At 29.1% G+C, this 22,015-nt stretch carries 23 protein-coding genes; 13 read left to right on the forward strand and 10 right to left on the reverse strand.

Features of this window, described 5'->3' with window-relative positions:
* The first annotated feature begins 131 nt into the window (after positions 1-131).
* Together RSC72_RS03300 and RSC72_RS03305 are read left to right on the forward strand one after the other, a co-directional pair.
* Entirely contained in the window at positions 132-530 is a 399-nt protein-coding gene (locus tag RSC72_RS03300; protein WP_332545996.1) for a hypothetical protein, read from the forward strand.
* Between the two features lie 8 nt (positions 531-538).
* Positions 539-1,333, forward strand: coding sequence for a hypothetical protein (locus RSC72_RS03305; RefSeq protein ID WP_332545994.1), 795 nt, complete (start codon positions 539-541; stop codon positions 1,331-1,333).
* Here the strand turns inward: RSC72_RS03305 and RSC72_RS03310 are convergent.
* The 4 genes from RSC72_RS03310 to mnmE all read right to left on the reverse strand — a co-directional run bounded on the left by RSC72_RS03310 (position 1,322) and on the right by mnmE (position 4,663).
* Positions 1,322-1,870, reverse strand: a complete 549-nt coding sequence (locus RSC72_RS03310) for a hypothetical protein (RefSeq protein ID WP_332545992.1) — start codon at positions 1,868-1,870, stop codon at positions 1,322-1,324. The genes RSC72_RS03305 and RSC72_RS03310 overlap by 12 nt on opposite strands.
* Positions 1,871-1,882: 12 nt before the next feature.
* Positions 1,883-2,743, reverse strand: coding sequence for a hypothetical protein (locus tag RSC72_RS03315; protein WP_332545991.1), 861 nt, complete (start codon positions 2,741-2,743; stop codon positions 1,883-1,885).
* An 83-nt stretch (positions 2,744-2,826) separates the two neighbouring features.
* Complete coding sequence (locus RSC72_RS03320) at positions 2,827-3,084, reverse strand: hypothetical protein (RefSeq protein ID WP_332545990.1); 258 nt, start codon at positions 3,082-3,084, stop codon at positions 2,827-2,829.
* Between the two features lie 181 nt (positions 3,085-3,265).
* Entirely contained in the window at positions 3,266-4,663 is a 1,398-nt protein-coding gene (mnmE, locus tag RSC72_RS03325) for a tRNA uridine-5-carboxymethylaminomethyl(34) synthesis GTPase MnmE (RefSeq protein WP_332545988.1), read from the reverse strand.
* A gap of 301 nt (positions 4,664-4,964) precedes the next feature.
* Here mnmE and RSC72_RS03330 point away from each other — a divergent pair, with 301 nt between their 5' ends.
* From RSC72_RS03330 to RSC72_RS03350, 5 genes are all read left to right on the forward strand, one after another.
* Positions 4,965-5,534 carry a hypothetical protein gene (locus tag RSC72_RS03330; RefSeq protein WP_332545987.1) on the forward strand — a complete coding sequence of 190 codons (570 nt, stop codon included), beginning with the start codon at positions 4,965-4,967 and terminating at the stop codon, positions 5,532-5,534.
* A gap of 5 nt (positions 5,535-5,539) precedes the next feature.
* Positions 5,540-6,205, forward strand: coding sequence for a hypothetical protein (locus RSC72_RS03335; RefSeq protein ID WP_332545986.1), 666 nt, complete (start codon positions 5,540-5,542; stop codon positions 6,203-6,205).
* Position 6,206: 1 nt separating this feature from the next.
* The gene (locus RSC72_RS03340) at positions 6,207-6,920 is read left to right on the forward strand and encodes a hypothetical protein (protein WP_332545984.1); all 714 of its coding nucleotides are present in this window, start codon (positions 6,207-6,209) and stop codon (positions 6,918-6,920) included.
* 62 nt (positions 6,921-6,982) lie between these two features.
* Positions 6,983-7,831 carry an alpha/beta hydrolase family protein gene (locus RSC72_RS03345; RefSeq protein ID WP_332545982.1) on the forward strand — a complete coding sequence of 283 codons (849 nt, stop codon included), beginning with the start codon at positions 6,983-6,985 and terminating at the stop codon, positions 7,829-7,831.
* Positions 7,832-7,911: 80 nt separating this feature from the next.
* Positions 7,912-8,037, forward strand: coding sequence for a hypothetical protein (locus RSC72_RS03350; protein WP_332566211.1), 126 nt, complete (start codon positions 7,912-7,914; stop codon positions 8,035-8,037).
* A 126-nt stretch (positions 8,038-8,163) separates the two neighbouring features.
* Here RSC72_RS03350 and RSC72_RS03355 read toward each other — a convergent pair whose 3' ends face one another.
* The 4 genes from RSC72_RS03355 to RSC72_RS03370 all read right to left on the reverse strand — a co-directional run bounded on the left by RSC72_RS03355 (position 8,164) and on the right by RSC72_RS03370 (position 11,415).
* Entirely contained in the window at positions 8,164-8,898 is a 735-nt protein-coding gene (locus RSC72_RS03355) for an SIMPL domain-containing protein (protein WP_332546174.1), read from the reverse strand.
* A 65-nt stretch (positions 8,899-8,963) separates the two neighbouring features.
* Positions 8,964-9,593 (reverse strand): thiamine diphosphokinase, encoded by a 630-nt coding sequence (locus RSC72_RS03360; protein WP_332566212.1) that lies wholly within the window; start codon positions 9,591-9,593, stop codon positions 8,964-8,966.
* Entirely contained in the window at positions 9,586-10,152 is a 567-nt protein-coding gene (locus RSC72_RS03365; RefSeq protein WP_332546171.1) for a cob(I)yrinic acid a,c-diamide adenosyltransferase, read from the reverse strand. Before RSC72_RS03365 ends, RSC72_RS03360 begins: the two co-directional genes overlap by 8 nt.
* A 39-nt stretch (positions 10,153-10,191) precedes the next feature.
* Entirely contained in the window at positions 10,192-11,415 is a 1,224-nt protein-coding gene (locus RSC72_RS03370) for an MFS transporter (RefSeq protein WP_332566213.1), read from the reverse strand.
* Positions 11,416-11,548: 133 nt separating this feature from the next.
* Here RSC72_RS03370 and RSC72_RS03375 point away from each other — a divergent pair, with 133 nt between their 5' ends.
* From RSC72_RS03375 to RSC72_RS03390, 4 genes are all read left to right on the forward strand, one after another.
* Positions 11,549-12,397, forward strand: coding sequence for a DUF6929 family protein (locus RSC72_RS03375; RefSeq protein WP_332546166.1), 849 nt, complete (start codon positions 11,549-11,551; stop codon positions 12,395-12,397).
* 108 nt (positions 12,398-12,505) lie between these two features.
* Positions 12,506-15,478, forward strand: a complete 2,973-nt coding sequence (gene secD, locus RSC72_RS03380; RefSeq protein ID WP_332546165.1) for a protein translocase subunit SecD — start codon at positions 12,506-12,508, stop codon at positions 15,476-15,478.
* A gap of 92 nt (positions 15,479-15,570) precedes the next feature.
* A complete protein-coding gene (locus RSC72_RS03385; protein ID WP_332546163.1) occupies positions 15,571-16,092 on the forward strand; it encodes a Sec-independent protein translocase subunit TatA/TatB in 522 nt (173 codons plus the stop codon).
* Positions 16,092-16,661, forward strand: a complete 570-nt coding sequence (locus RSC72_RS03390; protein ID WP_332546161.1) for a phosphatase PAP2 family protein — start codon at positions 16,092-16,094, stop codon at positions 16,659-16,661. The genes RSC72_RS03385 and RSC72_RS03390 overlap by 1 nt, the downstream gene beginning before the upstream one ends.
* 99 nt (positions 16,662-16,760) lie before the next feature.
* Here RSC72_RS03390 and RSC72_RS03395 read toward each other — a convergent pair whose 3' ends face one another.
* Both RSC72_RS03395 and RSC72_RS03400 read right to left on the reverse strand, forming a co-directional pair.
* Positions 16,761-17,909 (reverse strand): AI-2E family transporter, encoded by a 1,149-nt coding sequence (locus RSC72_RS03395; RefSeq protein ID WP_332546159.1) that lies wholly within the window; start codon positions 17,907-17,909, stop codon positions 16,761-16,763.
* A gap of 142 nt (positions 17,910-18,051) precedes the next feature.
* Positions 18,052-20,205 (reverse strand): S46 family peptidase, encoded by a 2,154-nt coding sequence (locus RSC72_RS03400; protein WP_332566096.1) that lies wholly within the window; start codon positions 20,203-20,205, stop codon positions 18,052-18,054.
* A gap of 147 nt (positions 20,206-20,352) precedes the next feature.
* Between RSC72_RS03400 and RSC72_RS03405 the strand changes: the two genes are divergently transcribed.
* Together RSC72_RS03405 and lipB are read left to right on the forward strand one after the other, a co-directional pair.
* Positions 20,353-21,207 carry a hypothetical protein gene (locus tag RSC72_RS03405; RefSeq protein WP_332566095.1) on the forward strand — a complete coding sequence of 285 codons (855 nt, stop codon included), beginning with the start codon at positions 20,353-20,355 and terminating at the stop codon, positions 21,205-21,207.
* A 67-nt stretch (positions 21,208-21,274) separates the two neighbouring features.
* A complete protein-coding gene (lipB, locus tag RSC72_RS03410; protein ID WP_332546356.1) occupies positions 21,275-21,988 on the forward strand; it encodes a lipoyl(octanoyl) transferase LipB in 714 nt (237 codons plus the stop codon).
* Positions 21,989-22,015 lie beyond the last annotated feature (27 nt).

The raw sequence follows: 22,015 nt of genomic DNA on the forward strand, positions 1-22,015 counted from the left end.
TGTATCATTATTTCAAAGATAATAGATTATAGCGTCAAAATAAGACGTTATATTAGTAAGAGTTAGTAAAATTATACAAACGGATAATTTGCTTTTGAAAGAAAAACAATATTTTTATACAAAGAATAATTATGTGTAAAATTAGTAAAGACATCACTTTTTGTACTTGTGATTCATCAGATTTAGATGCTTTAAACGATTTGAACGACTATTGGTTTTTATATCGTTACAATGAAAATTTAGATATTGTTATTGTTGGAGAAGTTATTTTTGATCCACTTTTAAAACAAGCTAATCCAAACAATTTAGTAGAAATAGTTTTACAAAAATTAAATTCAAACACATTGTTTGATAAATCATTATCTTTTGAAGATAAGGATCGTTTACATGTCTGTATTAGTTTATATGATTTTGGCTTAAACTATGGTTTTGAGATTAATCATAATACTTGGCAGGAAATTGAGTATGATTATTTTAGTTGGGCAAATAAATATGAAGTGGTTAATGGAGGAGAGGAGAGGTTAAAATAATTAAAAATATGGCTGGAATATCACCTCTTGGTAAACATAATTTGGATACGTCATCTATTAAAAAATTAGCGATTGATTTATCTACTCGTTTGTGTGTTAATATCGAATATGGTTATATTGGATATAGTGAATATTTTGAAATGTTGGAAGATCCTCAACCAGATAATTATATAATACTAGGAAAGATTCTAATTGATCCAAATGTTAAAACGTATTATTTAGAGGAAGAAAATTATCAAGAAAAGCAACTTTATCACAAATTTGGGGAAGAAATCTTTGCTGATAAGAAATTCTGGTGGAAATATAATTTTCAAGATATTCCAATTCATTTGATTGATATAACAATGAATGAGATTTTAAAACCAACTTTTGAGTTAAAATCAAAAGATGAAAATAGTTTTGACTGGATAGATATTCATCAAGATATTTATATGAATTATATGTCTTACTTTTCAAAATGGAATCCATTTATGGAGCTATTTTTAAAGAAAGATTTCTATTTTAAATCAACACTAAATCAGTTAAATAAATTTCGTACTGTTTTAATGGAATACAATAAACTTTTTGGAGGAGATAAGATGTATTATTTGAATAATCAAAGTGATATTTACCAAGGTATAGGAAATGGAGATGAGTTTTTATTTACATGGGAAGAAATTGATGAAATATTGAAAGATAAATGCCAAGATAATATTTTAAATATTCCGCTAATGTTGAATGATATAGAATATCAAAATCTGTATTTGAACTCTAAAAAGAAAATCGATTGTATGATAGATGATTTTTCTGATTTAAAAATTTAAGTCAGAAAAATCATCTAGGAAAAACTCTTTGATGTTTTTGTAATCTAATTTAGAAAGATTTAAGTCTGCGTAATTTGTAATTTGTTGACCGAATTCTTGAATTAGTAATGTTTTAATTTCTTCATATGAAACATTTTCCCATGCCATATTTTCTAAATAATGAGATAATCTATTTGGAGCCCCATATGCAAGAAAAATGACTTCTGTTCCTCCTAAAATTTTTATAATTTGATGGAGTTCATTTCTAAAATTCACAAACCAATCTAAAGTATAATTTTGATAGATTAGGTTGTATTTGTAAATTGTTTTGATTACACATATATTCTCGTATAATGTAGGTTGAGAGTTATTTGATGAATAAAAGCTTACATTAAAAGGGTAAATGTCAAGTTCTGGTTCAATTTCAAAATTCCATTTATTTATTTTTGAATTATCATTTTTTAGTTCATTTAAATTTTCAATAATTTTCTCCCATTCATTAAACGAATCTTTTCCATTTAATGAAGTATTCGTAATTGCAAATAATTCAGTGGACATATTGGTGTTAATTTAGATTTGTTTATTAGATATTAATCCCCATTTGTTAATATAGTTTAAGAATTCTTGTTCGGTCATTTTAATGTATGAATGTTTTCGATTTGTATAGTTGAAATTAAATGACACGCCTTCTGTTTGTCTGGTAGCTGTCCAATCAATCCAAATATCGGTTATCTCATCTATATGTCTATCATCATTACAATCAGTCCAATTAGCAAATAATTGTTTCGTATCATAATCGATTAAAAGAATATCTTCAATTTCAACTTCTTTTATTTGTTTTGGGGTTGAAACTAAAAAAGATGACGGAATTTTATTAATAATATCTTCACCTTCAGCGATACAAAAATTTATTTCCTCCCAATGCCCAGCCAAAATATAATCGTTAATTTTTTGATTACGAATGATTGTAACTAATGTTTTGTGACTCCATTCACACTCTATCTCTTTGATGAGAGATTTCCAATCATCAATTTTATTATAATTTGGTTTGCATCCATCAGCCAAAATAGTATCACTCATCATATTTAAATATTCAGCAAGATCAACAATACCTTTATAAGCCCAATCAATTTTCCAATCTATCCAAATATATTGATTTAGGTATTTAATAAAAGCTTTCCGTAACGCATTTGTTTCTAAAAATTCACCACCAAAAAATAAGATATATTTATTGTCCTTGTCGATTAATATACCACCTTCAGCCCAAGCGTTATCCATGATGTAACCATCTTCATTAAAGTTTTTAAAATATTTTTCACAATACTCAAGCCCTTGAGATATTATATTTGGTATTGAATTACCACTCCAATGAGAATAATAAATTTTGTTTTTTTCATTCTCTATAATGATTAAATTTGCTCTATGTCCCATTGTAAATTTGTTTTATTAAAGATAATCATTTCCTTTTCTGTCTAACCAAACTTGTTACTACACCTAAAACAATAACGACATTTTCATCTTGTAATTGAATACAATTTTTGTATTTCAGATTTTCGAATTGCAAATATATTTTCAGCCAACTCAAAGTTTTCTTTGTTAATTCTTTTTTCTTCATAAGTTTTGGGATTTGGAGTTAAATAGAGTTTTAAATACTCAAACTCACGTAAATGAATTTCTTTACCAAAATTATCAAATTTTGAACCTTTATAAAATTCAAGATAAAGACTGATTCTACCGGATTTTAATTTCTTCTGTTTTAAACTTATTTTCATATTTGAATAATTCGAGGTGTAGTGACTACACCTTTTATTAGTATAAAAAAATAGAGGTGTAGTTTTGGTGTGAAATATGTCAAAACAACATCTATTTATGTATTTTCAAATATAAAACAAAAAGCCTAACATTTTAAATGTTAGGCAGTTGAAAGGTGTTGTTTGTCTGATATTAACACTTTTATTTCCCGATACAAAACTTTCCGAAAATTGTTCCGAGTATATCTTGATCTACATCGATTTCACCTGTAATATGACCTAAATATGTCAACGCTTCGCGAATATCCATTGCTAATAAATCTCCCGGAAGTCCAATATCCATACCTTGTTTTATTTTTCCGATTTGAGAAAGTGTATTTTGAAGAGCTTCCAAATGACGCGAATTTGTTACGATAGTATCATCTTGAGATGTACCTTTTAATTTAATTTGATGAATTAAATTTTCTTTTAAGGCTTCAATATTAAAATGATCTTTTGCTGATATTTCGATGTGAACAATATCTTTAAATTCTTGTTTTATAGCATCTGAAATTGCAGATTCATTATTTGTTACATCAATTTTATTTGCAATATTAAAAATGATTTTTCCTTTTCCTTGTAATTCATCTAATTGATTAGAAATCTGATTATCAGATGTGATATTTGCATCGTATAAATAAATAATTATAGTTGCATTGTCTATTTTTTCAAACGTTTTTTCTATACCAATACGCTCTATTGTATCGTTTGCTACTCTAATTCCCGCTGTATCTATAAAACGGAAACCAATCCCATCAATATAAATTGTTTCTTCTATTGTGTCGCGTGTAGTTCCTTCAATTTCAGATACAATTGCTCTCTCTTCATTCAATAAAGCATTCAATAAAGTTGATTTTCCTGCATTTGGAGCGCCTACAATGGCTACGGGAACACCGTTTTTTATTACATTTCCAAAAGCAAAAGAATCGGCTAAACGTTTTAAAATAGATTGTAATTCATTCAATAATGCATAAAATTGTGTGCGATCAGCAAATTCTACATCTTCTTCAGGGAAGTCTAATTCTAACTCCATCAAAGCTGAAAAATTGATCATTTGCTCGCGTAAATCTTTGATTTGATTAGAAAAACCACCACGCATTTGTTTTATTGCAATTTCATGTGATGCTTTAGAGTCTGAAGCAATCAAATCTGCAACAGCTTCGGCTTGAGTTAAATCCATTTTTCCATTCCAGAAAGCACGAAAAGTATATTCGCCTGGATTTGCGTTTCTGATTCCAATTTTATTCAATAATTCTAAAACTTTTTGTTGAATATAAATAGAACCGTGTGTTGAAATTTCCACAACATCTTCGCCCGTGTAAGAATGCGGGTTTTTGAAAATTGAAAATAATGCTTCATCAACAATGGTATCTCCATCCATCACATAACCTAAATGTATAGTGTGCGAATCTGCATCATTCAAAGATTTAGTTGTATTAAATTTTGATTGATAAATCTGAGAAACTTTAGAAATTGCTTCTGGTCCAGAAATACGAATAACCGCAATAGCGCCCATTCCATTGGCTGTTGCCAATGCACAAATTGTATCGTTGTTTAGCATAATGCAAATTTACAACTTTATTAGAAGTGTAGAAATTATTATTTTAATTGTTAAAAAAAGTTAAAGTATATTTTTTATTCATTATAAATAACTCTTATGATTAGTTGTATTTTAATTATTTGAGTATTTTTATATTGTATTGTTGTAATCTTAGGCTGTTTTAACATTGTTTTAAAATAATGATAAAGCCTAAATTTGAGAATCCTAGCCTTATGATAGTCAATTAGCGATAATTGAATTTTTAAATTTTATAATGAAAACAATTTTAGTTTCACTCGCAACATTACTCTCTACTACCACAATGTTTGCCCAAGTTGGAATTAATACTGATATACCAAGAGGAGCTTTAGAAGTAAATGGAGATATGGTTTCTAATCAATTGATTTTTCCAAAAAACTTAGCCCCAGTTGAGGTAGATATAAAAAAGTCTTATAATTTATTAGTACAGAATACTGTAACCAATAATATTGAAATTTTAGATGTAAGAACTACAGATAATACAGGTATTGCTGCGTTGGTGACTTTTGAGCTTGTTTCTCCGAATGGAGATTGGGTAGAAGAGTTTAATACAATGATTGATGCAACAAAATATGCATTAGTAGTATTGAGTGGTTACTTTTCTGTTGATGTTACGGGAGATGCTAATACTAGTGCACTACCTGGTGTAGGAGCAAAGGTGGTGAATAATAAATGGGTGTTAAATGCCGACTACCCTTCATTTGCTAATATAGTAACCACAGAAACTAAAAAATGGACAATTACTTGTTCTATTTTTCCTAAATCTTATGTTAAGATTTTACCAGAACAAACAGTAGATATGAAAAATTTAGAGACTAATTTAAATTCAGGTGGAACTCCAATATTAAATTAATAGAAATGAAAAAAAAATTAATTGCGAATATATTCTCATTTGTAGTAACTATGGCGTATGGTCAAGTAGGAATAGGTATTCCAAGTAATGAGATGACAACAGAAGAGTTGCAAATGAAAGGAAATTTAATTATTTCTAATAAAGTTGGTCAAGTAAATAAACTTGAAGAATTAGTTGAGAAAAAAATAGTCAATGGAGTGTCTCAGAATACAGATTATCGTGTTTTGGCGCATGACCCAAATCAAATAGGAGATGTTAAGGGACAAATAAAAGAAATGTATGGACAACAAAACGTTTTACCTATTATTATTCAGCCATATGAAATATTGAATATAAATGGGGATGATTTAGAAGATTTAAATCTTAATATACCTTTTAGTGATTATTTTGTAGCTATCACAAACTTTGAAGCTGATGATAAATTGAAGCAAGGGTTTCCTGCTACAGCAAATAAAGGAAGGTTTGAGTATTATGCATTTGTAGGGTCAGATAATATGTGGCATGTAAAGATTGGAAACCCTAATGCTAGTCCATCAAATTTAGTTAGAGCATTTAATTATTATTTTGATGTACTAATTTATCCGAATAGATTTTTCAAAAACTTGAATACAAAATCCTATGATTTAGGAGGGAAACAAACAGGAAATGCAGGAACTCCAATAATAGATTAAAATGAAAAATAGAATAAAAGTATATAGTTTACTAATTATGATTTGTTCAACTATAGTATTTGGACAAACATATACACCAGGCGTTGGTATAAATACAGATAATCCTAAGAGAACATTAGATGTAAATGGAACGACAATATCTAAAGGTGTTAATGACAAATGGTTTTTTGAAAACCCTGGAATTTATACAGGAAAATCAAATGATAGTTATTTAACCGTAATAGATAAGGATGATAACCAAATGAAGGTTTTTAATCCATCTACAATGAGTTATGCTTCAATTAATTATGCAACATTTAGATTTAATAAATTACCAAATACAGGTTTAGCATCCTATGACACAAAAATAGATGCTTCTAAATATCATGTTATGATTGGTGGATTTATTATTTATGGTATAAAAAAAGCCCCTAATGGTAGTCCGAAAACTCCAGAAGAATTAGATCCTTTAGGAATTTCAGAAGTTACAGGAACATCTACCAAAATTAATGGTAATGTTTTATATACATCAAGAGCTTATGTAGGAGCTAATAATACATGGATATTAAAATTTCAATCAAATAACGGAGTTGTTTTTGATCAAGCTAGAATAGATTTAATTCTTAATGTTGCTATTTACAGAAAAAATCTTTTGTTATCTGATACAAATGCCGTCATAAGTCATGATATGAAAAATACTAAAACGGCAAATCTTCCAGCTCCCGATAAAATTTAATAATAATTTCTAGCCACTTCCAAGAAAGTGGCTTTTTTAATTTGTATTTTTAATGAAAAAGAATGCAAATAATAAAAGAACGAAATATAATTGTTCAGAATCCAGAAACAAAACCATTTTTAGCAGATTGCTTTTATCCAGAAATTGAAAGGAAATTTCCTTTAATAATTTTTGCGCATGGTTACAAAGGCTATAAAGATTGGGGAACTTTTGATTTGATGGCAGATAAATTTGCTGAAAACGGTTTTGTGTTTGTTAAATTTAATTTTTCTCATAACGGAACTACTATCGAAAACCCCAAGAATTTTGATGATTTAGAAGCTTTCGGAAATAATACATATACTAAAGAAATGTCCGATTATCAAAAAGTAATTGATCATTTTGAATTACACCCAAAAGTTGATACTTCAAAAATAATTTTAATTGGACATAGTAGAGGAGGAGGAAATACAGTTTTACAGGCGTACAAAGATGATCGGGTAAAGGCACTTGTGACACTTGCGGGAATTGATAGTTTTGCTGCTCGTTTTCCTAAAAATGAACGTTTGGAAGATTACAAAGCAAAAGGTGTTTTTTATGTAGAAAATGGACGTACAAAACAGCAAATGCCGCATTATTATTCATTTTATGAGGATTTTAAGAAGAACGAACAAGCTTTGAATATACAATTTGCTGCACAACACCTTAAAAAACCATATTTGATTGTACATGGAACAGCTGATGAAGCCGTAAAACTTAAAACTGCAAATTTATTACATAATTGGGCAAAAAATTCTGAATTATTAATAGTTGAAGATGTTAATCATACTTTTGGAGGTAAAGAGCCTTGGAATGAGATAGTTTTACCAATAGATTTGAATAAAGTAATAGAAAATTGTTCTGATTTTTTTGAAAAATATAGACTAAAATAGACTATTTAGCATGTCTTAAAGAAATTGTGGCACAGAATTAGATTAGACAGAAATATCTAACTAAATAGGAAATAAATAATATGTCTACATCTAGAAAAAATCATGTTTCTAAGAGCGGAATAAGTCTTGGAGGATTAAGAATAAAATTAGTTGATGTTCTAATCGCCACTTCTATACTTGTATTGCTTGTAGTAGTTGCAATGTAATAGTTGCAAAAAAATAAAAGAAAGCACTTCTCATTAATTTGAAAAGTGCTTTCTCTTTTTATATCCTCATGCTAAAAATTAAGCTTTTTTAAAGATAATCAAATAATTTTAGATAAATGAATTTATTTAATTTGAATTATAACTTGCTTTTACTGTAATATTAGCTGTTTTTTGACGAGATGTAGTATTTAAAGCTCCTCCAGAAGAATATTCCTCATTATCATTTTTACCCGTAATTTGAAAAATTCCTAAATCTGCTTTTTGTAGTTTTCCTAGATTTCCTCCAGATTTTGTTGCAATATTTTCTGCACGTTGTTTTGCATTTTCAGAAGCTTGAGCAATTAATTCTAATTTTAAATCTTCTAATTTTGAATAATAATAATTTGGATTTGATGAACTTAACTCAATTCCTTGACTAATTAAATTTGAAATTTCACGAGAAGCTTTCTCAATTTTATCCAATTCTTTTGATTCAATTGTTGCATCTTGTGACAAATTATAACCCGTAAATTGACTAATTGAAGCTCCATTACTATCTGTTCCGTACTGAAAATCTTTAGAAATATTTACAGCTTCAAAAACAATTTCATTCGGTTTAATTCCTTGCGATATTAAGAAGTTTTTGACTACGATTTGATCTGCTTTTAATTGATCTGAAGCCACTCTCAAATCAAAATCTTTTCGACTAAATGTCGCGCGCCATTTTACAAGATCTGCATTAAAATCTTTTAAGGCATTTCCCGTAACATTTATTGATTCTGTTGATTTGAATTTATATTTGTAGGCATTTCCTAATATAAAAGCTCCAACAACAAGACCTATTGCTAAAATAGAGGCTACAATGACTGAAAATTTATTCATAATGGTTTGATTTTAAATAAAATTACAAAAAATATGAATAAGTTAAATCACTATTTATAGTTAAATTAAGCTAATAAAATGGGAAATTCTTGGTCGATAATAAAAATAACTAAATCACCACTTTCAAATTCAATTGTAACTTTATCATCAATTGATTTATTTCGAGTTCCAATACGAGAAAGTAGGTTTAAATTTTCTTTATTCAGTGGAAATTCTAGTCCTTTTGTTGTTATATTTTTACATTCAGGAAAAGGAATTAAAGAAATAGTTCGTCCAAAATAACCTTCTAATTCGGTGTGTTTTTCAGCGAAAAAATAAGAACCATAATTATCATAAAAAACGATATTCAGTTCATTCTTAAAACGAAAAGCAGCATTCAGATTTCCTAAAAAATGATCTTGTTGACGACCACTTGCACCAAAAACATCAACACTTGTAAAACCTTTTTCTAGTATTATAGTTAATGCTTTTACAAAATCAGTATCATTTTGATCTGGAGTTGTAATAATTTCGATGTCTGTAGGAAAATGTTTTAGTTCGAACGAATCAAAATCACCTGATATAACATCGGGTTTTATATTTAAATTTTTTAAATAGCGAAATGCTCCATCTGTACAAAAAATCATTTCATAATTTGACGTATCAGGTAGAATATTTGGCACTTCGCCATTCAAAAATAAGAGTACTTTATTCACCAGGAATCCATTTTACTTCTTCGTGATTATTATCTGTGGCAATTTTGCGTCCTAAAACAAATAAATAATCAGAAAGACGGTTTAAGTATTTTTGTAATTCAGGACGAATTTCTTCGACTTCTGCTAAACCAACTGTTAAGCGTTCTGCACGACGACATATACAACGCGCCACATGTGCATGTGATGCCGCTTGATTTCCTCCAGGTAAAATAAAATGTGTTAATTGCTCTAATTGACTTTCTATATCATCAATCCAAGTTTCTAATTGTACAATATCTTCTTCTGTTATGGTTCTCGGAATGCGAGGTTTACCATTTGCTAAATATAGTTTATCTACTGGTGTCGCTAATTCTGCTCCAAGGTTAAATAAATCTTTTTGAATGATGATAATTTCTTCTTCAAAGATTGGATCTATTTCATAAGAACGAATTAATCCTAAATATGAATTTAATTCGTCAACAGTTCCGTAAGATTCTATTTTTAAGCTATGTTTAGAAACTCTGGTTCCGCCATAAAGTCCAGTTGTACCTTTATCTCCAGTTTTAGTATATACTTTCATGTTTTCTTGTTCTATTTTAGATTACCGAAGGTAGGCAAATTATTGCATATTTTTTGGTAAAAGTGGTTTTGTGAAAAAGTAATAACCAATTGCAACTGCCACAAGTAATACGGCTGTTATTAACCATAATGTATCAAAACCGTAGGTTGTAGCAATATGTGTTCCTAGAAATGGAGAAACAATAAAGGCGATAGCGGTTGATATTCCGTTAAGTCCCATATAAGCACCGCGGTTATTTTTTTGTGCACGAAATGCGGTTACTGTTGACATAAGTGGGAGCACTAACATTTCGCCGATAGACATTAATCCAATTGCGAAATATAACATTCCTAATGTATGATTTACCGTAAATAAAACAAAACTGATAGAAGTGATAAATGATCCGAAAACTAATAATTGCGTAACTGTAAATCTTTTTTCGGTTGTATGAATAAGTAACATTTCGAAAACAACAATCAAAATTCCACTAAATCCCATTAAAAGTCCAATTTCTGTTTGTGAAAGATGAATAACATCTTTGTAAAATAATGGAACTGTATTTAGAATTTGGAAAAATGCCATCGAAAAAAAGACACACACCAGATTGAATAATAAAAATTTGACATCGGTATATGCATTTCGCTCTTTTACAACTTCTTCTTTTGGTAGATTTTCTTCTATAGGCGCAGCGTTTCGTTCTTTTCGCCCTTTAAAAAATGTAAAAAATACAATTCCAGCGATTAGCGCTGCTGCTGCATTGCAATAAAACAATAAATCGTATGAATAATTAGATAAAAATCCACCCATAGATGGTCCAATCGAAAAACCTAAATTTACCGCCATTCTGTTTAAAGAAAATGCACGTGTAATATTTTGTTTTTTAGCATAACGTGTAATTGCAACTGAATTTGCTGGACGAAACATTTCACTAATTGTACTTAGAACAAGCATAATTGCTGCAAACGATTCAACAGATTTGAAATATGGTAATAACAAAAATAATGGCGCACTCAAAAATAAGCTTAAAGCTTGTACTTTAAAATTACCAATTTTGTCTGTAATCCATCCGCCAAGCCACGAACCAATTACAGCTCCTATTCCATAAAAACTTAAAACAATACCAGATTGTTGTAAAGTAAAGTTTAATTCGGAGATTAAATAAATTCCTAAAAAAGGTAAAACCATAGAACCCATACGGTTCAATAACATTACAATAGCCAACATCCATGATTCTTTGGAAAGACCGCTATATGCTTCAATATAAATTTTAAGAATTTTCTTCATTGTTCCTTGTATTTATCAAAATTTACCAAACTTTGCAAAGTTAAGGTGTTTTTTTACAAAAAAACCGTTATTTATCAAGGTTTCTGATAATCTTTGATTACTTTTGGAATCGTTAAAAAATAAACTGAAAACTATGCTGTTTTATAACTTCATTTTAAAGGTTTTAATTATAATCAATGGACTTGGCGCTGCATCAGGTTTGGTTGTAGATAAAAATCATGTTTATGCAATAGCAGATGACGATGCGCATTTGTATATTTATGACAAGAAAAAAGAACGAGTAGAGAAGGTTGATTTAAATCCAGAAGTAAAGTCGAAAGATATTAATAAAAAAGATAAACCAGATTTTGAAGCGATTACCAAATACGATGATCATTTATATATTCTGGGTTCTGGTTCTAAAGAAAATCGTTTTGATTTGATTTCGTATAATATTAAAAATAAGCAAGTAGAAAATAGTAATTATAACTACTTGTTTGATGAATTTTTAGCGGTTTCTAAACTTTCAAAAAAAGATTTTAATATCGAAGGACTTTTGACAGACGGGCATTCTACTTATTTTTTTAACCGAGGAAATGGACCTGCTGGTGTAAACGGTGTTTATAAAGTTGCAGGGAAATTAAATGATTTGAAAGGAAAAAAAATCGATTTTTTTCCGATAGAATTACCTCAGTTGAATAATGAAATGACAACTTTTTCGGATGCAATTTTAGTTGATGGTAAAGTTTTGTTTATAGCAACCGTAGAATTTAAGAGTACAACACAATATAATGGTGAAATAAAGGGTTCTATAATTGGAGAAATGAATTTGAAAACGATGAAAGTAACACGTTGGAAACAAATTTCTGCTGATAGAAAAGTAGAAGGTTTAGCTTTATATAAACAATCTCGACGAAAATATACCTTGTATTTGTGCGAAGATAATGATGACGATTCTAAGAAAGCCAACATCTTTGTCTATAAATATGAATTAGAAGATTAAAAACATAGTTTTCAAAAAAATGAATATAAAATAAGGATTCAAATAAAATTAAATCAACATATTAACTAGTACGACGGATTTTTTCGAATATAATATTGTTAAAAAATTGTGAAAACATTTTCAAGATTATTATATTTGGCCGTTAAAATTTATTTATTAAACACAATTATGCGAGGAAGATGGCTCATTGCAACATTTGCAATTATTTTAAGTCTTTTGTGTATCAGACAGCTAAGCTATACTTGGTACGCAACAAAGGTAGAGCATGAGGCGGCGCGATTAGCGACTACGCCTGAAGACGAACCAAGAGTTTTAGACAGTTTAGCTCAACATCCGCTAGATTTAGGTATTATAAAGTATGATTACAATCATGCAAAAAATAACGAAATCAATTTAGGGTTAGACCTAAAAGGTGGAATCAACGTAGTTTTACAAGTATCTGAAAGAGACTTAATCGAAAATTTATCTGCTAAAAGTCAAAACCCAATGTTGGGTACTGCTTTAGATGCAACAGATATAGCTCAAAAAACAAATGGTAATATACCTTATGTAGAATTATTTTTTCAGGAATTTGATAAAATCAAAGGAGGAACTAAATATGCTGCAGCAGATTTATTTGGAAATAAAAACAATGCAGATAAGATTCCTTATAATGCATCAGATGACCAAGTAAAAGAGGTTATTCGTAAAGATATCGAAGCAAAAGTTGCAACAGCTTATGATGTAATTAGCTCTCGTATTAATCAATTTGGTGTAGTTGAGCCAGTAATTCAACGTTTAGGAGATAAAGGAGACGGACGTATCTTGGTAGAATTACCAGGAGTTTCGGATACTGATCGTGTAAAAAAATTATTACAGTCAACAGCTAAATTAGAGTTTTGGCAAGTTGTAAGACAAGATCCTACAGTTATGTCTTATTTTTCTGGTATTAATACAGAAAAATATAAAGTAACAAATGCAAAAGGAGAAGTAATCAAATCTTTAGCAGAAGTTATGCAACCAGTAGGTTCTAACGCTAGTTTTGTAGTTGACATAAAAGATACTGCTGTTGTAAACCGCGTATTACAAGACAAAGGTTTTGTAGCAGCTTTACCATCAAACATCAGAGGATATAAATATTCTTGGGCAAATAAGCCTATGGATTTAGGAAAAGCTGAAGTAAAAGGTTCTCCTAAATTATTAGAATTTTATGCATTAAAAGGTAAAAATGGTGCTCAAGAACCATTAATTACTGGAGATAAAGTTATTTCTGCTTCTGCAGAAAGAAATGCAGGATCTTTAACTAATGAGCCTGTTGTATCGATGCAAATGAATCAAGTAGGAGCACAAGAATGGGCTCGTATTACAGATGAATTAAAGCCTTCAGGTACAGATAGAAATGGTCAAGGTGTTGCAATTGTGTTAGATAACATGGTTTATTCTGCACCAAACATCAAAAATCAGATTACGGGAGGTAATTCTCAAATTTCTGGAAACTTTACACTTGAAGAAGCAAAAGATTTAGCAAATATTTTACAAGCAGGTTCTTTACCAGCATCATCTAAAATTGTTTCTGCAGAAATCGTAGGTCCATCATTAGGACAAGAAGCTATTAATAGTTCATTGATTGCATTTGGTTGTGCATTTGCATTGGTATTAGTATGGATGATATTCTACTATAGCCGTGCAGGTCTTTATGCTAACGTTGCATTAATCATTAACTTATTATTCTTATTAGGATTTTTAGTTTCGTTAAAAGCAACATTATCTTTACCTGGTATTGCCGGAATTATCTTAACATTAGTTACAGGTATGGATGCCAATATCTTAATTTACGAACGTGTAAAAGAAGAATTAAGAAAAGGAAAATCATTGCGTCAAGCAGTAGATTTTGCATATTCTTGGAAAGGAGCTTTTTCAGCTATTATTGATGCCAATTCAACATCATTTATTACAGCTCTTATCCTTTTCATATTTGGTAAAGGTCCAGTTGTTGGTTTCGCAACAACGTTTATGATTGGTATTTTTACTTCTACATTTACAGCGATTTTTATTACACGTTATTTCGTAGAAGGTCGTTTAGCTAAAGGAAAATCGGTACCATTCTATACAAGTTTTACAGCACATTGGTTACAAAATATCAAAGTTGATTTATTAAAAACGAGAAAAGTTTCTTATATAATTTCAATCGTTTTAACAATTGCTGCATTAGCTTCTATCTTTACGAAAGGTTTTGATATGGGTATCGAATTTCAAGGAGGACGTACATATACAGTTCGTTTTGATAAAAATGTAGATCCACAACAGATTGCCGAAAGTTTAGGAGATGTATTTGTTTTAGAAGGAGAAAAAATTGTTCCTCAAGTAAAAACATACGGAGGTGAGAACCAAGTAAAAATTACAACAGCATATAAAGCTGATGAAGATGGAACTAACGTTGATGACGAAATAAAAGACAAATTATACACAGGTTTAAAACCATATTTACCAGCAAAATTATCTGAAAAAGATTTCTCAGAAGATAATGCACAAATAGGTTTAATGTCTTCTGCAAAAGTAGGACCTACAATTGCCGATGATACAACAAGAGCTTCTTATATAGCGGTTTCTTTAGCGTTAGTAGCAATTTTCTTCTACTTAATTATCATGTTCAAACGTTGGCAATTCTCATTATCAACAATTATTGCATTAGCGCATGACGTTATTATCGTATTAGGAGTTTTCTCTTTCTTCAAAGGAATGTTACCTTTTAATATGGAAATTGATCAAGCATTTATTGCTGCAATTTTAACGGTAATTGGTTATTCGATGAATGACTCGATTATTATCTTAGACCGTATTCGTGAAAACTTAACTGTAGAGAAAAAACATAATTTATATGATATTATTAATATCTCGACATCAGAAACGTTATCACGTACAATCAATACATCATTGTCTACATTCTTAATCGTTTTAATTATCTTCTCTTTTGGTGGAGAATCGATTAAAGGATTTATGTTTGCAAAATTGATTGGTATCGTAATTGGTACATTCTCATCTATTTTTGTAGCATCACCATTATTGTATGATTTTACAAAAAAAGGACAAATGAATAAATAAGATTCAAAATTTTAAATAAATTTTAAGAAGCCATCAAGTAAATTTGATGGCTTTTTTTATTTTACTCAGATTAGATTTTATACATTTGTTTCGTGAATAGTTTAGTAATATACCCAGCGTTTTTAGACTTCCAAGAAGTCGTGATTATTATGGTGGTTGCCGTTGTAATTTTTGGACCAGATAAAATTCCAGAAATTGCTCGTGGATTAGGAACTGCTGTACGTAAACTGAAAGAAGCATCAGAAGATATAAAGCAAGAAATTATGAATCCTATACAGGAATCTGATGTAACAAAAGATCTTCAGAAAACAATCAATGAATTAAATCCAATAGATGAAATTAAAGATTCTTTTCAGAAAATTAATCCAATGGACGATTTTCAGAAATCTTTTGATGAAATAAAAAATCCAATAGATGAAATACACAAAACAGTTCATCAAGATAATTTGGTAGATGATGCATTAAGAACAGAACCAGTTAAAACCGAAACATCAAATCTAGAAGAATCTATACAGACTGAAGAATCAACTGAAATAGAATCTCCAATAGAAGAAGTAAAAGAAATTAAAGATCCAAAAGTTAACAATGCTTTAGGCGGATCGGTAAGTAGATAATGATACAAGATTTTTTTGATTGGGACGTACAGATATTTTTGTACTTCAATAATTTGGGAACAGAAAAATGGGATTGGTTTTGGTTGCTTATAACAGATAAAAAAACATGGATACCATTATATGTTATTTTTTTAATTCTACTTTATACAAAATTAGGTTGGAAAAAAACATTATTAGCAGGAATTTGTATTGCGCTGATGATAACTTGCGCTGATCAATTTACAAATATTCTGAAAAATTCGTTTCAACGCTTTCGTCCGTGTTACACAGAGTCAATTCAAGGATTATTTCGTCCGATAGACTGCGAGGGTAGAGGAAAATACGGATTTACATCTGCGCACGCATCAAATCATATTGCGATTGCAATTTTTATGGGCGTTTTACTTAGACGACAATACAAATGGTTAATTTATGTCCTAATTATTTGGGCATTGATGATTGCATATAGTAGAGTATATGTTGGCGTACATTTTACAGGTGATATATTTTTCGGAACATTGATTGGAATATTTTTCTCAATCGTTTTCCTTAAATTATATTACTACGTAGAGAAGAAATATTTGAAGTAGAATTAACTTCAAATTACATCATACTAAAAAAGTCTATAACAAAATGTTATAGACTTTTTTAGTAAATGAACTTCTAATTATGTAAAATAGATTTTTTGTTTAAACTGTTTCTTCATCTATAGGTTTCATTTTATTCTTCTTTTTTGCTTGTAATTTTTTAGTTAAAAAAGTATCTAAATCATCATCAATTTCGGTCGAATCATCATCGCCTAACAAATATCCCCAAGGTTTAAGTTCTGTCACATTATCAAAAATAATTTTCATTAAAGCTAAAATAGGTATAGATAAAAACATACCAATTACTCCCCAAGTCATTTCCCCAATAACTAGACCTATCACAACAATCAATGAATTAATTTTTACTTTAGATCCTACAATTTTTGGCATTACAATATTACCATCTATTGCATGTATTGCAACAAATGCAACCAGAACAAATACTAATTTTGATGCTGACATTGTTGCAAAAGTTATGATAGATGTAACGATCAAAGAAATAATAATACCTACATAAGGAACAACATTTAATACTCCTGTAAGTATTGCTAATACAAATTTGTATTTGAGATCTAAAATAGAAAATGCGACAAATGCTAAAGTTGATACAACTAACATTTGTAAAAATAAACCAATTAGATATTGTTTTACCATTTTCTGAATAGATGAAATGACATTGTAAACCTGATTATGCGTATTGCTATTAAAAACATAATAAAGGAATTTTACTAATTGACCTCTATAAATTAAGAGGAATATAACATACAAAAAAGTAAATAATGTTAACACACCTACAGCGCTTAAAATAGAGATTACTTTTTCTATAACAATTGTACTTGTTTCTATTGTTGTCTTTACATTTTTGCTTAAATATTCTATTTGTGCATGAGAATTAACTCCGAATGTATGGTGAATCCATTTTTGTATTTCACTAAAAGCATCCATAATTTGTTTCTGAAAAGTAGGCCATTCATTTGCGATTTCTGACATTTGTATCGCAATCAAATAGAAAATTCCTAATATAAAAGAAGCAAATAATAGAGTAGTAATAATGCTTGCAATTGCACGAGGAAGTTTAAGGTAACGTTCAAAAAAATTGCAGACTGGTACTAATAATATCGAGATTAAAAATCCCAAAATCAATGGAACGATTATTTGTTTACCTATTATTGCTATAAATGTTAAACAAATAATTGATAATAATGTACAGGTTAATTTTAAATAAAATGGCCATTTTTGAATAGTATCCATAGTTTATTTTATTTTTAGATGAAATTGTAAGTTGATTATCGTAAATATACTTGATAAAATTTGAAACTCTTTTGATTTTTTTAAGAAATTCGCATAAAAAAACCACGTTATTAAAACGTGGTTTTCAGTAATTTATCTGATATTATTTACTTTCGTCAATAATTGTCATTTCGTCAATCAAACGTTGTGCATTTGCATATTTGTCTACAACCCACAAAATGTAACGAGAATCTACCATAATGTTACGGCAAATCTCAGGATCATAATTCAAGTCAGACATTGTACCTTCCCAAACACGATCAAAATTTAATCCGATTAATTCTCCTTTTGCATTAAGAGCTGGTGAACCAGAATTTCCTCCAGTTGTATGGTTTGTTGCAATAAAGTTAACAGGTAATTTTCCAGATTTATCAGAATATTTGCCATAATCTTTTGTTTCATATAAATGCAACATGTGTTTTGGTAAATCAAACTCGTAATCACCTGGTATGTATTTTTCTACAATTCCTTCCATGTGTGTAATTGGCTCATAATAAACAGCATCACGAGGTTGGTAACCATCTACTTTTCCGTATGTTACACGTAAAGTTGAATTGGCATCTGGAAAAATCTTACGATCAGAAAAAACGTCCATTTGTCCTTTCATATAAGTACGCATTAACTTATTCATTTTATCTTGATTAGCTAAATAAGTAGGCGTAACTTTTGTTTGATTCGCATCTAAAATTAGATGAATTTGACCAATTAAAGCATCATCTTTTAATGCTTTGATAAACTCTGCATCATTTTCTGCTAACGCTTTTATGTTTCCTAATACAGATTGTCCGTTTATTTTTTTAGTTCCATTAACAACTGTATTTCCTAATGCAGTTTTGATAGTTGCAGCAGTTGTATTTGGTAATAAATTTTGAGGAAGAACTTTAAAGTAATTATCTGCTAAATCCGAAGAAATTGTTTGATCTAAATCTGCATTATAATCTTTGTGCATAGAAGAAACCGTGTTCAATGATTTTGCTTTTACTTCAGCATAATTTTTTTGACCAACAGAATTCAAAATATTATTTAACGTTAATGCCATTCTAAACGTTTCAGAATTAGAGAAAAACGTTTCAGAATACATTGTGTATGCCAAATTATAATCTTTATTTACTTTGTTTAATTCATTCAAATCAGAAATAACAGTAGCATATTGTTTCTTTAATTTTGAATCTTTTTCAATACGATTCATAAATTCTTGCTCGTATGCTTGACGTTTTTCTACAGCTTTAGAACGATTAAGACCTAAAACTTCGCCAATCCATTTTTTGTGAGCATTAGAAATACGTGCTTGTTTAGACGCATATGCGATACGAGTTGCATTGTCTTCTCTCATTTTTTTATCAATATGAGATAAAGCAATTGTTCTTACATTAATACGCGCAGGATCTATAACATCTTTTATTTGCTCTAATGATGAAGCTGTTAAATATTCATCAGTACTTCCAGGAAATCCGTAAACAAATGTAAAGTCATCTTGCTGAATACCAGAAATATTAATCGGTAAAAAATGTTTTGGTTTAAATGGAACATTGTCTACAGAATAATCAGCAGGTTTATTGTTTTTATCTGCATAAATACGGAACATAGAAAAATCTCCAGTATGACGAGGCCAAACCCAGTTATCCGTATCGTTACCATATTTACCAATTGCCGATGGTGGCGCACCAACTAAACGCACATCTTTATACGTTTCTGTTGTAAACTGGTAATATTTATTTCCTTTGTAAAAAGGTTTTATAAATGCAGCTTGATAAGATTCGGTTTTTGTTTTACCATTTAAATCTTCAATATTTTTTTTGATAATTTTATTACGGTCTTCTTCAGACATATTGTCTTTTATACCTTTTAAAATGGCAGATGTAACATCTTTTATATCAACAATAAATGTAGCTGTAAGACCATCATTTGGTAATTCGTCTTTTAATTCTTTTGCCCAAAAACCATCTGTTAAATAATCATTTTCTAAAGAAGAATGCGCTTGGATTTCACCATAACCACAGTGATGATTTGTTAATAATAAACCATTAGGAGAAATAACTTCGGATGTACAACCACCACCAAAATGAGCAACTGCATTGTTAATACTTTTATCTCCTGTACTAAAAATATCATTTGCTGATATTTTTAATCCCATTTCCTTCATTTCCTTCTCATTCAATTCTGTAGGAATCCACATTCCACCACCTTGTTGTGCAAATACATTGAAATTTGCAAACAAAGCCATTAAAATTGAACCTTTAACGATCAGTTTTTTCATTCTTTGTATTTTCTTAAAATTTTATCGATTTCATTATAATTCCAAAGATAAAGATTTTTATTCAATCGTTAAAGAATTGCTCAAAACCATTATTTCTTATAGAGATTGATTAAAGTAATTTTGATTATTTTTGATGAAAATATAATTATGAGAAATTTTTTAGTTTTAATTCTAATGTCTTTTGCATTTACTTCTTGTGCCATAAATGAAGTTGTAGATTTATCTAATCCGAATGAAATAAGATATTCTAATGAAACAGATTTAATTGGAATAAAACGACTTCTTGAAAAACAAACAGATAATACTTCTAAAAATAATTTAGAAATTTTAAAGAAAAATTCGAATAAAGATTTAAGTATCAATGAATTTATTTCATTTCTGAAAACTTTGGATTTAAATCAAACTAAGCAAAATGATAAATTTGAAGATTTATATGTCATTCAAGAAGATTTGAGTTCTTTAGATTTTATGTTTTATAGAATTGATTATAATGAAAAGGATTTTAAATTTTTAATCATTAATAAAGCTAATTCAATTTCTAATCTGAATGAAAATTTCAATAAATTACAAGAGGTTTATAAAATTATTAATCATAAAAAGCAACTAAAGTTTGAGGCTGAATTAAAGAAATTAAAGAAAAAAGAAAGAGATAGTCAATTAATTAATTTAATGAGATCTCAGAATAATTCTACTATTCTTAGTTTCGGAAACAGTAAATATTTTTCTGAAGGTAATTTTTTTAAAAGAACAATTGATACAAAAGCATTTGTAGAGAGTTATTTACCAAGTAGTTTAAGTGATGAAAATAGAGAATTAATGAAGACAATGTTTAGTCAATACAAAGTTAATTTTAAATATACTTTTGCTTCACCTATTAAAAATATATCAATAGCTGATGCTTTATTTTCGTTATATAGAAAAACTTTTTCAAAAGAATATTCATTAATAGAATTATTAAATAATCCTGAACTTAATAATTTCACTGTAGAATTAGAAGATTAATAGGAGCTGTTTATAATAATTAATCCTCAAATGATTCGTAAATTTGACATTCGAAACACAATGTAAAATGAAACAAGTTGTAAAATTTCAGGATTTAGGAATTGACAGAGATTACCAAGAAATTTGGGATTATCAAGAATCTCTTTTAGCCGATAATATCGCCATCAAACAATATAATCGCGCACAAGAAAAGGAAGGGAAATCTGATTTTAAAACAACAACTAATCATCTTTTATTTGTAGAACATCCACACGTTTATACACTTGGTAAAAGTGGACATTTAGAAAATATGTTGGCTTCGAGCGATAAATTAAACGAGATAAACGCAACATTTGTAAAAACAAATAGAGGAGGAGATATTACCTATCACGGGCCACAACAATTGGTTGGCTATCCTATTATTGATTTAGATACTTTCAAACCAGATATTCATCTTTATATGCGTAATTTGGAAGAAGTAATAATAAAAACAATAGCAGAATATGGTCTAAAAGGCGAACGTTCTAATGGAGAAACAGGAGTTTGGTTAGATCCAGGAAAACCGTTTGCACGTAAAATTTGTGCAATGGGTGTTAAGGCTTCACGTTGGGTTACAATGCATGGTTTTGCGCTAAATGTAAACACAGATTTACGTTATTTTGAATACATAGTTCCATGTGGAATTCAAGATAAAGCAGTAACATCCATTGATAGAGAGCTTGGTTTTCAGGTTGATATGAACGAAATAAAAGAATATGCAAAGAAACATTTTATGGATGTTTTTGATGTTGAAATAAAATGATGTTATCTCAAAAATATAAATTAATTT

Source organism: Algoriella sp., from assembly GCF_036647415.1.
Lineage (GTDB): Bacteria > Bacteroidota > Bacteroidia > Flavobacteriales > Weeksellaceae > Empedobacter.

Bases quoted from the DNA above. Each gene is read 5' to 3' on its own strand.
- RSC72_RS03300 (WP_332545996.1), top strand. From the start codon at position 132: ATGTGTAAAATTAGTAAAGACATCACTTTTTGTACTTGTGATTCATCA.
- RSC72_RS03305 (WP_332545994.1), top strand. From the start codon at position 539: ATGGCTGGAATATCACCTCTTGGTAAACATAATTTGGATACGTCATCT.
- RSC72_RS03310 (WP_332545992.1), bottom strand. From the start codon at position 1,870: ATGTCCACTGAATTATTTGCAATTACGAATACTTCATTAAATGGAAAA.
- RSC72_RS03315 (WP_332545991.1), bottom strand. From the start codon at position 2,743: ATGGGACATAGAGCAAATTTAATCATTATAGAGAATGAAAAAAACAAA.
- RSC72_RS03320 (WP_332545990.1), bottom strand. From the start codon at position 3,084: ATGAAAATAAGTTTAAAACAGAAGAAATTAAAATCCGGTAGAATCAGT.
- mnmE (WP_332545988.1), bottom strand. From the start codon at position 4,663: ATGCTAAACAACGATACAATTTGTGCATTGGCAACAGCCAATGGAATG.
- RSC72_RS03330 (WP_332545987.1), top strand. From the start codon at position 4,965: ATGTTTGCCCAAGTTGGAATTAATACTGATATACCAAGAGGAGCTTTA.
- RSC72_RS03335 (WP_332545986.1), top strand. From the start codon at position 5,540: ATGAAAAAAAAATTAATTGCGAATATATTCTCATTTGTAGTAACTATG.
- RSC72_RS03340 (WP_332545984.1), top strand. From the start codon at position 6,207: ATGAAAAATAGAATAAAAGTATATAGTTTACTAATTATGATTTGTTCA.
- RSC72_RS03345 (WP_332545982.1), top strand. From the start codon at position 6,983: ATGCAAATAATAAAAGAACGAAATATAATTGTTCAGAATCCAGAAACA.
- RSC72_RS03350 (WP_332566211.1), top strand. From the start codon at position 7,912: ATGTCTACATCTAGAAAAAATCATGTTTCTAAGAGCGGAATAAGTCTT.
- RSC72_RS03355 (WP_332546174.1), bottom strand. From the start codon at position 8,898: ATGAATAAATTTTCAGTCATTGTAGCCTCTATTTTAGCAATAGGTCTT.
- RSC72_RS03365 (WP_332546171.1), bottom strand. From the start codon at position 10,152: ATGAAAGTATATACTAAAACTGGAGATAAAGGTACAACTGGACTTTAT.
- RSC72_RS03370 (WP_332566213.1), bottom strand. From the start codon at position 11,415: ATGAAGAAAATTCTTAAAATTTATATTGAAGCATATAGCGGTCTTTCC.
- RSC72_RS03375 (WP_332546166.1), top strand. From the start codon at position 11,549: ATGCTGTTTTATAACTTCATTTTAAAGGTTTTAATTATAATCAATGGA.
- RSC72_RS03390 (WP_332546161.1), top strand. From the start codon at position 16,092: ATGATACAAGATTTTTTTGATTGGGACGTACAGATATTTTTGTACTTC.
- RSC72_RS03395 (WP_332546159.1), bottom strand. From the start codon at position 17,909: ATGGATACTATTCAAAAATGGCCATTTTATTTAAAATTAACCTGTACA.
- RSC72_RS03400 (WP_332566096.1), bottom strand. From the start codon at position 20,205: ATGAAAAAACTGATCGTTAAAGGTTCAATTTTAATGGCTTTGTTTGCA.
- RSC72_RS03405 (WP_332566095.1), top strand. From the start codon at position 20,353: ATGAGAAATTTTTTAGTTTTAATTCTAATGTCTTTTGCATTTACTTCT.
- lipB (WP_332546356.1), top strand. From the start codon at position 21,275: ATGAAACAAGTTGTAAAATTTCAGGATTTAGGAATTGACAGAGATTAC.